The organism is Spiroplasma citri, from assembly GCF_001886855.1.
Taxonomy (GTDB): domain Bacteria; phylum Bacillota_I; class Bacilli_A; order Mycoplasmatales; family Mycoplasmataceae; genus Spiroplasma; species Spiroplasma citri.
In genome coordinates this window covers 1,044,925-1,060,370 of the sequence record NZ_CP013197.1, presented here as the reverse complement: position 1 = coordinate 1,060,370, position 15,446 = coordinate 1,044,925, and the positions used below count along the sequence as shown (strand labels likewise).

The following is a 15,446-nucleotide window of genomic DNA, read 5'->3' as shown; positions in this document are numbered from 1 at the left end:
ATGTATCGTTTAAAATCATTAAAATATTTAGCAACAACAGGGTTAATTACAGCCTTGTTAGTAGCTATTGCCTATATTTCACAATTTATTTGGATTCATTTTGGCGTTGGTAAAGGGATTATTCAGTTAGCAGATGGTTTATTTTTAGCCTTAATAACTTTAATCAAAGGACCAATGTTATTAATTAGTGGTATTTTGTATGTAACAATTATTGACCTTATTACAGGGGGTTTTATTTATATTCCAATTTCAATTTTGATTAGAATTTTAATGTTTTTTATTACTTATTATGGGGCTCGGATTTTAAGTCGTTATGGTGCTATTTTTGTTAGTAGCTTAATGTTATTATTATATGTTTTATATAGTTATATTATGTTTGAACCTGATGTTGCAATTGTTGAATTAAGTATTGATGCAATTCAAATTGCTGTTGCAACAATAATTGGAATTAGTTTATCAATTGTTTTTGTTCGAATTAATGAGCGTAGTACAAATAAAATTTGAGATGATGAACAATTTTGACATTATAAAAAGAGTAATTAGGCCATAATTAATCTTTTTGCATTTTGTAATCGAAGTGTAACAAATCAACTTTGAAAGGAGTTGATTTTTTATTGAAAAGAAACATTATTTTATTTTGCGGTCCTTAGTAATTAAGTATGGAAAAGATATTGTTATTAATACTGTAAATAAGATAGTAATTAATAATGTAAAAGAAAATGAATAAATTATCCGCGTAATTTATTAGCGGTAATTTATTCAATATAGTTTATTTTGAGCGTAGCGAACACGCGAAGCGTGCCGCAATATTTTTATAGAGGAGATGTAATATGCCAACTTGATTAACTACAATATTTAGTGTTGTTATTGTATTAGCAATTTTTCTTTATTTTGGTTTATTAATTTACCAAAAAATTAAACAAATTCGAGGAAAGAAAAAAGATAAAAAAGAAATTGAAAGAAAGGAGAGTAATAAATAATGTTAGGTATGTATTTAACAACAGCGTTTAATTTTTTAACAGCACCTACACCTAAAACTATGATTGAAGGTATGACTGGTATTTGAACGGGTTTGACTAGTGCATTATGAAAAGTTAAAGAAGGTATAACAAATATTTTACCTGAGATAATGGTTTTCTTAGGTGAAGCGTGAATTATATTAATTCCATTTGCTGTATTTTGTATTATTAAAATTTTAAACTTTTTCCGTGTTATGGTTAAAGGATTTTAGTATTTATATTTAAAGAAGAAAATGAAGCACTTAAAGAATAATGTATTTTAACTGTGGCACAATAGTTTTTATATGTGATTTGATTAAATAATTTTATTGTTTATTTTTACACTATACACTGTTTACAAATTTATTTTTTAATAAACTTTATTATTATCTTTAATATTGGGATAATTTTAAGGTTGATAAATCTATATTGTTTATTATTCATAATATTGAGTCTATTATGAAAAATATTTTTTAGTAGGATTTAATAGAAATAAGATATTTCTATTAAAGGTCATAATAATAACAGTTTTGAACCAAAAATTTTTATAATATTTTTTATAAATACACCTACTTTTTTTAAAACTTGTAAACAGTGTATATTGTAAAAATATCAATTTAATTATATTTAAGGTATTATTATGGTTTTCTCTCTGTATAAAAATATTTATAAATTTGTTAATTTATTAAAAATTCAAATAATAATGAATTATGTAAAATGAAGTGCAACAAATCTTTATTAATTAAATAATATAATAAAAATTACAAAAATCAACCATAAATTTAAAAAAATTAATTATTTTATCAATATTTAAACAAACTAAAAAATAATTTATTAATTTTAATTAATAAATACATATTTTATTATTTTAATGACATATTTTATAATTTAATATACATTTTTAAATATTTATTGTTTATATATTCTGCAAAAACATTTCTTTTGAACTTATTCAATTTAAACACGGTCGGAGTTTATCATTTATAACATTAACTACTCAATCTATTTGTTTTTGACTAACTTTATTAAAATCAGTTCCCTTAGGAAATCAATGTCTTAATTCACTATTCATATATTCAATTAAAGGTTTTTGTTGTGGTGAACCAGCATCACAAAAATATACTTGTGTTTCAGCAAATATTTCCATTTCTCTTCATTTACTAAATTCTTTCCTTCTATCTGTTATTATTCCTTTTATTTTTCCAATTAAATTATTTTTTATAATAATATCTTTAAACTTTTTCTCAACTTCCCTAGCAGTATGATTTTCTAATTTTATTGCAAAATATTTTTTACTTAATTGTTCTACTAAAACTAAAATAGCAGATTTATGGTCTTTACCAACCACTGTATCCATTTCAAGTCATCCAACATTAGAAACTTTATTATCAATATCTCAAATTGACTTAAAATCAGTTAATTTACCACGATTATCAGATTTTCCTTTTCTTTTGTATTTTTTACCATGGTGTCGTAAATTCTGTTTTAAAAAACCATAAAAACCTAAACGAATTCATTTATACAATGTTTTAACACAAACGGGAAATTTAACTTTAAATTTTAAAAAATAACGATAAATAAGTTCTGATGGTGAATCATGATAAACATTAAATCTCAGATGAATAAAATTTAATTGTTCTTCTGTAAACTTAAATCTTTTATTATTCTTTTTTCTTTTCTCATAATACATTTTATCTGACTTATAAGCACTATATTCATCAATAGTTTTAAAACGCTTAATTTCTCGTAAAATAGTACTACGATGTCTATTCAAATATTTAGCGATTGCAGAAATATTCTGCTCACCATTCTTTTTTAAAAAAATTTTTGATAATAATAATTGTTCTAATTTAACTTTATCCATAAAACTTAAATGACTATACATAACATTTATATACCTTTCATTAACTTATAAAATTAATATTTAATACGAATAATTGATATATAATTGATATGTGATAAAATCAATTATATAAAAAAATAAAAAGGAGCAATATATATGAAAAAATGACTTAGCATAATAGGAGCAATCGGATTAACCGCAACAAGTACAACAACATTAATCAGTTGTAAAAAAGAAAATAATAATAAAAACGAAGAAGATAATAAACCAAAACCATCATATAACGCACAACAACCACCAGAAAATAGTAATTGAAAATTAATTACTAATAGATATATTCCACGAGATACTGGATGATATATTATAATTTATGAAAGTTTTAATTTATGACGAATAGAAAAAATTAATAGTTCTAAAAACTTCGGAAGTAATACTGGTTATCCAATGGATATTATATATAAATGAGAATTAAATAATGAACCTACGAATTTACAATTACCAACTATTGACAAAAATACTGGTAAAATTACTGACTGAAAAGAACAAAAAGGAACTTAATAACAGTTCCTTTTTTATATTAATCGCACAAATTTCATAAAAATAATTAATAAAAAAATATTTGTTATTGTACTATACAATGCTGGATTAAATTTTCATACTTCAAATATTTGACTAAAAAAACTATATACTGTTTCAAAAACCTTACCAACACCACTCGCTAATTCATTAACTTGTTTAACACCGGGAATAGTATTGACAATTCAAATCACCGCATTTTTAATATGAGCACCAAAATCTCATCAACCCTCTGGCGTTACATATTGCACTTGTCATCATTGTTTATCGGGGAACAACCCACCATTATTAATTTCTTGTCAATTATAAATCCCAAAATTAAAATCATAATATCGGTACATATCATTCTCTTTTTGTGCTTGCAATTCAAAAACATTATAACCGATTTTTTGTTCTTCAATTTTTTTATATTGCAAACCATATTTATTTTGTAAATCACCGCCAAAAACATAACCCGAATTTGACTTAATATTATAATTATTAGCAACCGAAAAATCATAATTAAAAACACTACCATAATTATTAATCGTATAAAACCGATTTTTAAATGCTGAATATAATTTAATATCTAATTGCTTATATTTATCAGAAAAATAAAAATATCGTGGGTAAATTTTAAAACCATTATTTACTAACAAACCATATTTTTTATTATAACCTTGAACATAAGTATTATTTTCTAAATCAAAAATCGTACGTAAATAATTAGTATAAAATTTCTGTGAAATCTTAAACATACTATTTAATAATTTATCAAATTGTAATTTATCGTTAATATTTTCAATCAACAAAATATTATTAAAATTTTGTAATTTCAACGCAAAAAAGTTAACTAAAACAGTATCATATTGTAAATTATCAATATATCCATTTTCAATAAACGAACTACGATTTTGAAACACGGGCACCAATGCACTTGCAAAAAACGACTGTAAAAACTTAGATAAATCAAACTGACCGCTAAATTGTTGATAATACTTTAAGTCTTTACTATTTAATGATGAATAAATTGAACCATTAAAATTAAAAACCTCACCCATTCCAGTTCGCATAAAACTAAAATTAAAACTTAAATCATCATTATTAATATTATTTAACTCTAAACTACCAGAAATAATTAAATTTGCTTCATCAACAGTCAAAATCATCCGATAAATTGCTTTTTTAATATTTTTAACATCCAACTCGTCAACCGTCTCAAAATCAAAAATTATCCGCTTTGTTCCAACCTTATTCGGATTTTCATAATCCGCACTACCACCTTGCTGAACTCTAATATTTTCTTGCAAAACAGAATATAAAGATAAATCAATAAACTGTTTTACACGACTTTGTTGATAACTATTTCAATCAGTAATTTCACCAGTGTTTTTATCAATGGTTGGTAATTGTAAATTCGTAGGTTCATTATTTAATTCTCATTTATATATAATATCCATTGGATAACCAGTATTACTTCCGAAGTTTTTAGAACTATTAATTTTTTCTATTCGTCATAAATTAAAACTTTCATAAATTATAATATATCATCCAGTATCTCGTGGAATATATCTATTAGTAATTAATTTTCAATTATCTTGTTTTAACTTAACTCTTGGATAATGATTTTCTTTATAGCGGTCAACATTTTCCACAATTTCTTTCGATACATCAAACATCTTATATTTTACAGCAAAAGCATAAATAAAATCAGTTAAATCATCCAAAAAATTCTCCTTTTTAACATCATAAAATTTTTCAACCATATAACGATTTTTTAAACTATGTCATTGTCGATAATAATTCAAAAATATTTCACAAGGTTTATCATAAACAACTCCGGTTGAATAACTATCTTGTAAAAAATCTAAATACCATTTATCATTAAACAATAAATTTTTTGATGTTTTTAAAGTTGGATTAATAAAGTAATTTGTTTCCGACCAATTTTCAAAAAAACTACTGCGTAAAAACATTGTATTAATAAAATCAGTTTCATTAATACCTTTACCAGTACTACTTTCTTGTTTAAGCGTATATTGCTCCTCATTTAAGGGCCTAAACGCCGTTAAAGTAATAAATGGAATAACTAAACCCAAAAAACTTAAAATAAATATGGCAAATAAAGATAACGATTTTTTCATAAACTTAACTCCTAACTATACAATGTTTTTGAAACAATAAACCCAACAATATATAAACTTGATATCGTTAACATTAACGGATGACTAAACAAAACTGCCATTCTACCAAATAATCAAATCAACCAAGTATCAGAATTATATAAATCCATAATAATATTTTTTGCTGATGTAAATTGATTAATAATAACAGTAATAAAACCAGTTCCAAATATCGCAATCGCCGCCACCAATAAAACTAATTTAATCATTACTTAACACCTCTTTTAACTTTTGCTTGTTGTCTAACATTTTGACGCTTAATTTCTCTTTTAACAGTATTAATATCTTCTCGTACAGTTGACGAATATACTTGCGAAACACCATTATTAACTGTCAAACCTAAATTATTATATTGTGTTGATGTGCCGTGAATTGCATAAATCGATAACTTAATAACCATAAAAAAGATTAAAAAATAAGCAATTGAGGTATTTGTCATCGGTAATTTTGTATTTCAAATTACATCAAAAATAAACAAAAATATATCAAAAACAAAACTAAAAATCTTGTCTCAATTACTATTATTATTTTCAACTAATAAATTAATCATCTTTACTATTTCCTTTCTCTTTTTTTAGGTTTTAAATTCTTTTTCAAAATATCAATATCAAATAACTCCAATCGTTCTTTAACGCTTAATTTTGTGATTTCCGACCAATAATATTCTTTTTTATTAACAATTTCATCATTCTTTAAATCACGCACAAACTTTAACCATTGACTATCATACTTATTAGCGAATTCAAGGGGAATAATTATTTTAAAAAACCGAATTCCTAACCCAGCATCCGACTTATGTTTTGCTCTTTTACCTTCTGCTGTTCGTTCTACTGATTTTGTTTTTCAAATTTCATAATCCGTTATATCTTGGAAAATCCCAATTCGCATAATAAAGAAACGATTAAAAAAATTAAATCCTTTTTTAGCAACGGGTTTTTTTCAATGAAATTGGAATAATAATTCCACTTGCTAACTGGCGAATATTATTTCAAATCATACCCTCACGCTGAGCAGTAAACAACGCACGATGTCCAAAATGTCTCGCTAAAACAATTCACGGTATTTTACCACTATGAACTTTTTTTTCATCGTGAGGACTAGTTCCATCAATATATAAATAACTTTCATCAAATAAAATAACACTATCATCTAGGGGAACGGGTTTTGTTCTATCGGTAAAATCTAAATTTTTAAATGTTAAAACTTTAACTTTATCATCTTCTAACGGATAATTACTATAAATTTCATCTGTCAATAATTTCATAGTTTGCGACAAATAAGTTAAAAGTAATGTTTTACCAGTTCCTAACTTACCAATAATTACCGATAAGGGATTATCTCAAACAAAATTCACTAACCGAAAAGCATTTAACTGATAAAAAATATTTTTTCACAATCATCACACAAAATATACACATTGCAAAGCAAATAATATTCAAAATACTAAACCAACACAATACAAAGAAATTAACCAAAGTAATAAATCAATTAAACTAAACAAAAGCATTGAACCACTAATATAACAATAGTTTTTAAAGAAAAATATAAATTTTTTCATTATTTAAAATACCCAACTATTTTAAAAACCATTCACAAGAAAAACCAAGTTAAAAACAAAATCACAATTCAAACACCAACCATTAAAGTTAAATATTCATTTTGCGTTAAATTCCACATTGTAATACTTTCAACATTCGTTTTATCTATAAACAAAAAGACATGAATGAAAAACTCTTTTAATTTAATTCAATCATTTTGCATTTTTAAAAACTCCACATTTTTTGAATAAGTTTAAAAAACATTCCAAAAAACAAAACAATAAATAACACAAACGATATAACATATAAAAACTCAGGGGCATTTGCACCAATAATATAACTAACAAATTGAACTCAATAATCATATAAACTCATTTAATTTAAGTCTTTCAAATCATTAATTAATTCTTGTTCTTTTTCAACACTTCAATTTGTTAAATTATTATTGTTATTATTTGCTTTTACTTTTTTAGGTTCACTTAAAAATAACGCTTTTTTCATTTTAGTAAAATAATTTTGTTTATATTGATTATATAAATTGATTAATTCTGTTCCAGTTAAATATTTTCAAATATTTCGCTTTAAATTTTCATCATATTTTACAATAGGGTAAGAATTATCATAAATCAAACCGATTGCTACTTGTTCCGAATGTTTTTCACTAGGATAAATAAACTTATTACTCAATCAAAAACCAATATGACGATTATGATTAGGTAAATTTATAAAACTTGCTTTTTCTGTTGCAAAAGGGATAAATTCCTTACTAATAAAATAATTTTCTACATTCTGATTTTTCTTAACAAAATTACTCAATTTTATCATCTCCTTCAGTTTTTAAATATTGATTTAATTTTTCTTTTTAAACATCAAATTCTGCCTTACATTCAAGAATATATTTTATATACATAATAATCGCAAAAATAATAAATATAAAAGCACATACAGACATAATAATTACAAGCACAAAATATAGAAAATCTTTAACACTTCAACTTAATATTGAAAAATAAATAAAAGAACTTAAAAAAAAGAAACCAACAATTAAAATTAAAAAAATTAAAAAACTTAATAAAAAAATATCTTTAATAAAATTTTTCTTTATTTTTTTATATTCCTTAGTTGTTTTAAATTTCATATCCATAATATAGTCTCCTAACTAAATATTTGTTTAATAAACAATGTTATAAATAATGTTTATATAATGTTTTTTAATTGTAATAAAAACTGATTATTAACAATGTTATACATAATGCTAATATATTGTTTATTTAATGTTTAATAAACAATGTTAATAAACACTGTTAATAAACATTGTTAAATATAAAAATAATAAAAATTGGCACACTGAAAAATACTATTTAATTTTTAACAATAGTTATTAAAATATAAAATCATAAATTTATAATTAAGTTGATATTATTATGGTTTTCTCTCTGTATAAATTATTTTAAATAGAAAGAAGAAATAAAATATCGAAGAAATAATAAATTCATTTTTCTATTTAATAAATTCATTTTTTACAAATGTGATACCATCTATTTTTTGATTATCATAAATGGTATCACCAATTAAAACAATTATTTCTTTTAAATTTATTATTCAAATTTTTAATAAATTAACAAATTTGTAAATATTTTTATACAGAGAGAAAACCATAATAATACCTTAAATATAATTAAATTAATATTTTTACACTATATACTGTTTACAAGTTTTAAAAGAAAGTAGGTGTATTTATAAAAAATATTATAAAAATTTATTTCCCAAATCTATTACTAGTATGACCCTTAATAGAAATATTCTTATTTTTATTAAATCCTACTAAAAAAATATTTTTCATAACAGACTCAATATTATGAATAATAAACAATATAGATTTATCAACTATAGAAAATATAGTTAAATTTATATGTATAATAGGGGGTTTTTATTATCCCAATATTAACGATAGTAATAAAGTTTATTAAAAAATAAATTTGTAAACAGTGTATAGTGTAAAAATAAACAATAAAATTATTTATTTAATTCACATAAAAGCTAGTGTGCCTTAACTAAGATATATGATCGATTATAATAAATATTAAAATCCTTTAACCATAACACGGAAAAAGTTTAAGATTTTAATAATACAAAATATAGCAAATGGAATTAATATAATTCACGCTTCACCTAAGAAAACCATTATCTCAGGTAAAATATTTGTTATACCTTCTTTAACTTTTCATAATGCACTAGATAAACCAGTTCAAATACCAGTCATACCCTCAGACATAGTTTTAGGTGTAGGTGCTGTTAAAAAATTAAACGCTGTTGTTAAATACATACCTAACATTATTTATTACTCTCCTTTCTTTCAATTTCTTTTTTATCTTTTTTCTTTCCTCGAATTTGTTTAATTTTTTCGTAAATTAATAAACCAAAATAAAGAAAAATTGCTAATACAATAACAACACTAAATATTGTCGTTAATCAAGTTGGCATAATACATCTCCTTTCTAAAAAATATCGCGTCACGCTCCGCGTGTTCGCTACGCTCAAAATAAACAATATTGAATAAATTACCGCTAATAAATTACGCGGATAATTTATTCATTTTCTTTTAAATTATTAATTACTATCTTATTTACAGTATTAATAACAATATCTTTTCCATACTTAGTTACTAAGGACCGCAAAATAAAATAATGTTTCTTTTCAATAAAAAATCAACTCCTTTCAGAATTGATTTGTTGCACTTCGATTACATGATTCCTAAATTTAAAAGTTATTATTAAAATTATTATTAGTGAAATAATTGTTTTAATTGGTGATACCATTCATGATAATCAAAAAATAGATGATATCACATTTGTAAAAAATGAATTTATTATTTCTTCGATATTTTATTTTTCCTTTCTATTTAAAATAATTTATACAGAGAGAAAACCATAATAATATCAACTTAATTATAAATTTATGATTTTATATTTTAATAACTATTGTTAAAAATTAAATAGTATTTTTCAGTGTGCCAATTTTTATTATTTTATATATTTAACTTTTATTAACAGTGTTTATTAAGCATTAAATAAACAATATATTAGCATTATTTATAACATTGTTAATAATCAGGTTTATTGCAATAAATAAACATTATATAAACATTATTTATAACATTGTTTATTAAACAAATATTTAGTTAGGAGATGATAAAATTGAGTAATTTTATTAAGAAAAATCAGAATGTAGAAAATTATTTTATTAGTAAGGGATTTATACCTTTTACAACAGATAAAGCAAGTTTTATTAATTTACCTAATCATAATCGCCATATTGGTTTTTGGTTGAGTAATAAGTTTATTTATCCGAGTGAAAAACATTCGGAACAAGTAGCAATCGGTTTAATTTATGATAATTCTTATCCTATTGTAAAATATGATGAAAATTTAAAACGTCATATTTGGAAATATTTAACTGGAACAGAATTAATCAATTTATATAATCAATATAAACAAAATTACTTTACTAAAATGAAAGAAGCGTTATTTTCAAGTGAACCTAAAAAAGTAAAAGCAAATAATAATAATAATAATAATAATTTAACAAATTGAAGTGTTGAAAAAGTACAAGAATTAATTAATGATTTAGAAAGTTTAAATTAAATGAGTTTATATGATTATTGAGTTCAATTTGTTAGTTATATTATTGGTGCAAATGCCCCTGAGTTTTTATATGTTATATCCTTTGTGTTATTTGTTGTTTTATTTTTTGGAATGTTTTTTAAACTTATTCAAAAAATGTGGAGTTTTTAAAAATGCAAAATGATTGAATTAAATTAAAAGAGTTTTTTATTTATATATTTTTGTTTATAGATAAAACGAATGTTGAAAGTATTAAAATGTGGAATTTAACGCAAAATAAATATTTAACTTTGATGGTTGGTGTTTGAATTGTGATTTTGTTTTTAACTTGGTTTTTCTTGTGGATGGTTTTTAAAATAGTTGGGTATTTTAAATAATGAAAAAATTTATATTTTTCTTTAAAAACTATTGTTATATTTGTGGTTCAATGCTTTTGTTTAGTTTAATTGATTTATTACTTTGGATAATTTCTTTGTATTGTGTTGGTTTAGTATTTTGAATATTATTTGTTTTGCAGTGTATTTATTTTGTGTGATGATTGTGAAAAAATATTTTTTATCAGTTAAACGCTTTTCGGTTAGTAAATTTTGTTTGAGATAATCCGTTATCGGTAATTATTGGTAAGTTAGAAACTGGTAAAACATTACTTTTAACTTATTTGTCGCAAACTATGAAATTATTGACAGATGAAATTTATAGTAATTATCCGTTAGAAGATGATAAAGTTAAAATTTTAACATTTAAAAATTTAGATTTTACCGATAGAACAAAACCGCCCCCCCAGATGATAGTGTTATTTTATTTTATGAAAGTTATTTGTATATTGATGGAACTAGTCCTCATGATGAGAAAAAAGTTCATAGTGGTAAAATACCGTGAATTGTTTTAGCGAGACATTTTGGTAATCGTGCGTTGTTTACTGCTCAGCGTGAGGGTATGATTTGAAACAATATTCGCCAGTTAGCAAGTGGGATTATTATTCCAATTTCATTGAAAAAACCCGTTGCTAAAAAAGGATTTAATTTTTTTAATCGTTTCTTTATTATGCGAATTGGGATTTTCCAAGATATAACGGATTATGAAATTTGAAAAACAAAATCAGTAGAACGAACAGCAGAAGGTAAAAGAGCAAAACATAAGTCAGATGTTGGGTTAGGAATTCGGTTTTTTAAAATAATTATTTCCCTTGAATTCGCTAATAAGTATGATAGTCAATGGTTAAAGTTTGTGCGTGATTTAAAGAATGACGAAGTTGTTGATAAAAAAGAATATTATTGGTCAGAAATTACAAAGTTAAGTGTTAAAGAACGATTAGAATTGTTTGATATTGATATTTTGAAAAAGAATTTAAAACCTAAAAAAGAGAAAGGAAATGGTAAAGATGATTAATTTATTAGTTGAAAATAATAATAGTAATTGAGATAAGATTTTTAGTTTTGTTTTTGATATATTTTTGTTTATTTTTGATGTAATTTGAAATACAAAGTTACCGATGACAAATACATCGATTGCTTATTTTTTAGTCTTTTTTATGGTTATTAAGTTATCTATTTATGCAATTCACGGCACATCAACACAATATAATAATTTAGGTTCGACAGTTAATAATGGTGTTTCGCAAGTATATTCGCCAACTGTACGAAAAGGTATTAATGTTGGTAAAAATGTTTATCAAAATAGTAATAAGCAGCAAGTTAAAAAAGAACTTAAACGACAAAGTATTAGATATCAAGCAAAAAATATTAGAAGTACTAAATTTAAAGGAGATAAAAAGTAATGATTAAATTAGTTTTATTGTTTGCGGCGATTGCCATATTTGGAACTGGTTTTATTACTGTTATTATTAATCAATTTACATCAGCAAAAAATATTATTATGGATTTATATAATTCTGATACTTGATTGATTTGATTATTTGGTAGAATGGCAGTTTTGTTTAGTCATCTGTTAATGTTAACGATATCAAGTTTATATATTGTTGGGTTTATTGTTTCAAAAACATTGTATAGTTAGGAGTTAAGTTTATGAAAATTAAAATTTTAAAGTTTTTAAAAGAAAAATGATGAGAAATATTAGTATATATTTTAGTTGTTGGTTTTGGTTTTTCTTTATTTATTGGGTCAATTTACGATAAATGAGATAGATTAATTAATGAATTTGGCATTTTATTTGATATGTTATTTGCAAATTTGTTTTTATTTTTTTTGATTTGAATTAGTTTGATGTATTTTATTTATAATTAATTTTAAAAATAAGAAAGGTGGTAAAGAATAATGCGTAAGTTATCATATTTATTTGCCATATTTATTTTAACTTTTTTGGGTTTGGTTATCCCATTTATTACTTTAACGGCGTTTAGACCCTTAAATGAGGAGCATTATACGCTTAAACAAGAGAAATTTTATAAATTATAGTACTCATGAAGGTATTAATGAAACTGATTTTATTAATACGATGTTTTTACGTAGCAGTTTTTTTGAAAATTGGTCGGAAACAAATTACTTTATTAATCCAACTTTAAAAACATCAAAAAATTTATTGTTTAATGATAAATGGTATTTAGATTTTTTACAAGATAGTTATTCAACCGGAGTTGTTTATGATAAACCTAATGAAATATTTTTGAATTATTATCGACAATGACATAGTTTAAAAAATCGTTATATGGTTGAAAAATTTTATGATGTTAAAAAAGAGAATTTTTTGAATGATTTAATTGATTTTATTTATGCTTTTGCCGTAAAATATCAGTTGTTTGATGTATCGAAAGAAATTGTGGAAAATGTTGAGCGTTATAAAGAAAATCATTATCCAAGAGTTAATTTAAATGTAGATAATTGAAAATTAATTGGTAATAAATATGGAAAAGATATTAATAAAAATAATTATTGAGATATCAGTAATAAATGATATTTTACAGAAAGCGAATTAGGATATTTTAATAAATTTTATATAATAATTTGAAAAGATGGTTCAAATTATAAGATTTCAAATTCTCAAGGATTACATGGTACATATACCAATTTAAAAGCAGTTTATCGTTGAGATGGTGCTCGTGAACCACAATTACCAACCATTGATAAAAACACTGGTGAAATTACTGATTGAAATAGTTATCAACAAACTCGCGTAAAAGAATTTATTGATTTATCTTTATATTCTGTTTTGCAGGAAAATATTAGAGCTCAGCAAGGTGGTAGTGGGGATTATGAAAATCCGAATAAGGTTGGAACAAAGCGGATAATTTTTGATTTTGAAACGGTTGATGAATTGGATGTTGAAAATATTAAAAAAGCAATTTATCGAATGATTTTGACTGTTGATGAAGCAAATACAATTATTTCGGGTAGTTTAGAGTTAAATAATGTTAATAATGATGATTTAAGCTTTAATTTTAGTTTTATGCGAATGGGAATGGGTGAAGTTTTTAATTTTAATGGTTTAATTTATTCATCATTAAATAGTAAAGATTTAAAATATTATCAACAATTTAGCGGTCAGTTTGATTTATCTAAGTTTTTACAGTCGTTTTTTGCAACTGCGTTGGTGCCGGTATTTCAAAATCGTAGTTCATTTATTGAAAATGGGTATATTGATAATTTACAATATGATACTGTTTTAGTTAACTTTTTTGCTTTGAAATTACAAAATTTTAATAATATTTTGTTGAGTGAAAATATTAACGATAAATTGCAATTTGATAAATTATTAAATAGTATGTTTATGATTTCACAGAAATTTTATACTAAATTATTTACGTACGATTTTTGATTTAGAAAATAATACTTATGTTCAAGGTTATAATAAAAAATATGGTTTGTTAGTAAATAATGGTTTTAAAATTTACCCACGATATTTTTATTTTTCATATAAATATAAACAGTTAGATATTAAATTATATTCAGCATTTAAAAATCGGTTTTATACGATTAATAATTATGGTAGTGTTTTTAATTATGATTTTTCGGTTGCTAATAATTATGATATTAAGTTAAATTCGGGTTATGTTTTTGGCGGTAATTTACAAAATAAATATGGTTTGCAATATAAAAAAATTGAAGAACAAAAAATCGGTTATAATGTTTTTGAATTACAAGCACAAAGAGAGAATGATATGTACCGATATTATGATTTTAATTTTGTGATTTATAATTGACAAGAGATTAATAATGGTGGGTTGCTACCCGATAAACAATGATGACAAGTGCAATATATAACTCCTAAAGGTTGATGAGATTTAGAAACTCACATTAAAAATGCGGTGATTTGAATTGTTAACACTATTCCCGGTGTTAAACAAGTTAATGAGTTAGCGAGTGGTGTTGGAAAGGTTTTTGAAACAGTATATAGTTTTTTAGTCAAATATTTGAGGTATGAAAATTTAATCCAGCGTTGTATAGTACAATAACAAATATCTTTTTATTAATTATTTTTATGAAATTTGTGCGATTAATATAAAAAAGGAACTGTTATTCAGTTTCTTTTTGTTCTTTTCAATTTATAATTTTACCGGTGTTTTTGTCGATAGTTGGTAATTGTGGTTCACGAGCACCATCTCAACGATAAACTGCTTTTAAATTGGTATATGTACCATGTAATCCTTGAGAATTTGAAATCTTATAATTTGAACCATCTTTTCAAATTATTATATAAAATTTATTAAAATATCCTAATTCGCTTTCTGTAAAATATCATTTATTACTGAT

The 15,446-nt window shown here is 23.3% G+C and carries 22 protein-coding genes and 2 pseudogenes; 11 read left to right on the top strand and 13 right to left on the bottom strand.

What is annotated here, in order from left to right; translation table 4 throughout:
• The 3 genes from SCITRI_RS06065 to SCITRI_RS06055 all read left to right on the top strand — a co-directional run bounded on the left by SCITRI_RS06065 (position 1) and on the right by SCITRI_RS06055 (position 1,231).
• Positions 1-543, top strand: a complete 543-nt coding sequence (locus SCITRI_RS06065) for an ECF transporter S component family protein (protein WP_071938061.1) — start codon at positions 1-3, stop codon at positions 541-543.
• 287 nt (positions 544-830) lie between these two features.
• Positions 831-980 (top strand): hypothetical protein, encoded by a 150-nt coding sequence (locus SCITRI_RS06060; RefSeq protein ID WP_071890527.1) that lies wholly within the window; start codon positions 831-833, stop codon positions 978-980.
• Positions 980-1,231, top strand: a complete 252-nt coding sequence (locus SCITRI_RS06055; RefSeq protein WP_071937620.1) for a hypothetical protein — start codon at positions 980-982, stop codon at positions 1,229-1,231. The genes SCITRI_RS06060 and SCITRI_RS06055 overlap by 1 nt, the downstream gene beginning before the upstream one ends.
• A gap of 683 nt (positions 1,232-1,914) precedes the next feature.
• Here SCITRI_RS06055 and SCITRI_RS06050 read toward each other — a convergent pair.
• Entirely contained in the window at positions 1,915-2,883 is a 969-nt protein-coding gene (locus tag SCITRI_RS06050) for an IS30 family transposase (protein WP_015979228.1), read from the bottom strand.
• Between the two features lie 114 nt (positions 2,884-2,997).
• Here SCITRI_RS06050 and SCITRI_RS06045 point away from each other — a divergent pair, with 114 nt between their 5' ends.
• The gene (locus SCITRI_RS06045; protein ID WP_071937619.1) at positions 2,998-3,399 is read left to right on the top strand and encodes a lipoprotein; all 402 of its coding nucleotides are present in this window, start codon (positions 2,998-3,000) and stop codon (positions 3,397-3,399) included.
• Positions 3,400-3,413: 14 nt separating this feature from the next.
• On the opposite strand, the gene SCITRI_RS06040 is transcribed toward SCITRI_RS06045, so the two are convergent.
• The 12 genes from SCITRI_RS06040 to SCITRI_RS10170 form a co-directional block, all read right to left on the bottom strand.
• On the bottom strand, positions 3,414-5,540 hold the full coding sequence (locus tag SCITRI_RS06040; RefSeq protein ID WP_071937618.1) for a spiroplasma phage ORF1-like family protein: 2,127 nt from the start codon (positions 5,538-5,540) through the stop codon (positions 3,414-3,416).
• 11 nt (positions 5,541-5,551) lie between these two features.
• Positions 5,552-5,788: a hypothetical protein gene (locus SCITRI_RS06035; protein ID WP_015967964.1), complete on the bottom strand. Its 237-nt coding sequence runs from the start codon at positions 5,786-5,788 to the stop codon at positions 5,552-5,554.
• Positions 5,788-6,129: a hypothetical protein gene (locus SCITRI_RS06030; protein ID WP_071937617.1), complete on the bottom strand. Its 342-nt coding sequence runs from the start codon at positions 6,127-6,129 to the stop codon at positions 5,788-5,790. The genes SCITRI_RS06035 and SCITRI_RS06030 overlap by 1 nt, the downstream gene beginning before the upstream one ends.
• A gap of 5 nt (positions 6,130-6,134) precedes the next feature.
• On the bottom strand, positions 6,135-6,545 hold the full coding sequence (locus tag SCITRI_RS11535; RefSeq protein ID WP_237237853.1) for a hypothetical protein: 411 nt from the start codon (positions 6,543-6,545) through the stop codon (positions 6,135-6,137).
• Positions 6,502-7,137, bottom strand: coding sequence for a hypothetical protein (locus tag SCITRI_RS11530; protein WP_237237852.1), 636 nt, complete (start codon positions 7,135-7,137; stop codon positions 6,502-6,504). The genes SCITRI_RS11535 and SCITRI_RS11530 overlap by 44 nt, the downstream gene beginning before the upstream one ends.
• Positions 7,137-7,340: a DUF2649 domain-containing protein gene (locus SCITRI_RS06020; protein ID WP_071937469.1), complete on the bottom strand. Its 204-nt coding sequence runs from the start codon at positions 7,338-7,340 to the stop codon at positions 7,137-7,139. The genes SCITRI_RS11530 and SCITRI_RS06020 overlap by 1 nt, the downstream gene beginning before the upstream one ends.
• Before the next feature lie 152 nt (positions 7,341-7,492).
• Positions 7,493-7,942 carry a DUF3627 domain-containing protein gene (locus SCITRI_RS06015; protein WP_071937616.1) on the bottom strand — a complete coding sequence of 150 codons (450 nt, stop codon included), beginning with the start codon at positions 7,940-7,942 and terminating at the stop codon, positions 7,493-7,495.
• Positions 7,943-7,979: 37 nt separating this feature from the next.
• Positions 7,980-8,261: a hypothetical protein gene (locus SCITRI_RS06010; RefSeq protein WP_071937615.1), complete on the bottom strand. Its 282-nt coding sequence runs from the start codon at positions 8,259-8,261 to the stop codon at positions 7,980-7,982.
• 356 nt (positions 8,262-8,617) lie between these two features.
• A complete protein-coding gene (locus tag SCITRI_RS06005; protein ID WP_237237851.1) occupies positions 8,618-8,776 on the bottom strand; it encodes a hypothetical protein in 159 nt (52 codons plus the stop codon).
• Between the two features lie 424 nt (positions 8,777-9,200).
• On the bottom strand, positions 9,201-9,452 hold the full coding sequence (locus SCITRI_RS06000) for a hypothetical protein (protein WP_071937131.1): 252 nt from the start codon (positions 9,450-9,452) through the stop codon (positions 9,201-9,203).
• The gene (locus SCITRI_RS05995; RefSeq protein WP_071937614.1) at positions 9,452-9,601 is read right to left on the bottom strand and encodes a hypothetical protein; all 150 of its coding nucleotides are present in this window, start codon (positions 9,599-9,601) and stop codon (positions 9,452-9,454) included. The genes SCITRI_RS06000 and SCITRI_RS05995 overlap by 1 nt, the downstream gene beginning before the upstream one ends.
• Positions 9,602-9,705: 104 nt before the next feature.
• Positions 9,706-9,855, bottom strand: coding sequence for a hypothetical protein (locus tag SCITRI_RS10170; protein ID WP_155522119.1), 150 nt, complete (start codon positions 9,853-9,855; stop codon positions 9,706-9,708).
• Between the two features lie 450 nt (positions 9,856-10,305).
• Here SCITRI_RS10170 and SCITRI_RS05985 point away from each other — a divergent pair, with 450 nt between their 5' ends.
• From SCITRI_RS05985 to SCITRI_RS12480, 7 genes and pseudogenes are all read left to right on the top strand, one after another.
• Positions 10,306-10,761: a DUF3627 domain-containing protein gene (locus SCITRI_RS05985; protein ID WP_071937612.1), complete on the top strand. Its 456-nt coding sequence runs from the start codon at positions 10,306-10,308 to the stop codon at positions 10,759-10,761.
• Between the two features lie 152 nt (positions 10,762-10,913).
• A complete protein-coding gene (locus SCITRI_RS05980; RefSeq protein ID WP_071937611.1) occupies positions 10,914-11,117 on the top strand; it encodes a DUF2649 family protein in 204 nt (67 codons plus the stop codon).
• Positions 11,117-12,129: pseudogene (locus SCITRI_RS12335) on the top strand (hypothetical protein). The gene SCITRI_RS05980 and the pseudogene SCITRI_RS12335 overlap by 1 nt, the downstream one beginning before the upstream one ends.
• Positions 12,122-12,517, top strand: coding sequence for a hypothetical protein (locus tag SCITRI_RS05970; protein ID WP_071937610.1), 396 nt, complete (start codon positions 12,122-12,124; stop codon positions 12,515-12,517). The pseudogene SCITRI_RS12335 and the gene SCITRI_RS05970 overlap by 8 nt, the downstream one beginning before the upstream one ends.
• A complete protein-coding gene (locus tag SCITRI_RS05965) occupies positions 12,517-12,753 on the top strand; it encodes a hypothetical protein (protein ID WP_071937609.1) in 237 nt (78 codons plus the stop codon). The genes SCITRI_RS05970 and SCITRI_RS05965 overlap by 1 nt, the downstream gene beginning before the upstream one ends.
• Before the next feature lie 11 nt (positions 12,754-12,764).
• Positions 12,765-12,983: a hypothetical protein gene (locus SCITRI_RS05960; protein ID WP_071937608.1), complete on the top strand. Its 219-nt coding sequence runs from the start codon at positions 12,765-12,767 to the stop codon at positions 12,981-12,983.
• A gap of 30 nt (positions 12,984-13,013) precedes the next feature.
• Positions 13,014-15,198: pseudogene (locus SCITRI_RS12480) on the top strand (spiroplasma phage ORF1-like family protein).
• The last annotated feature ends 248 nt before the right edge of the window (positions 15,199-15,446 follow it).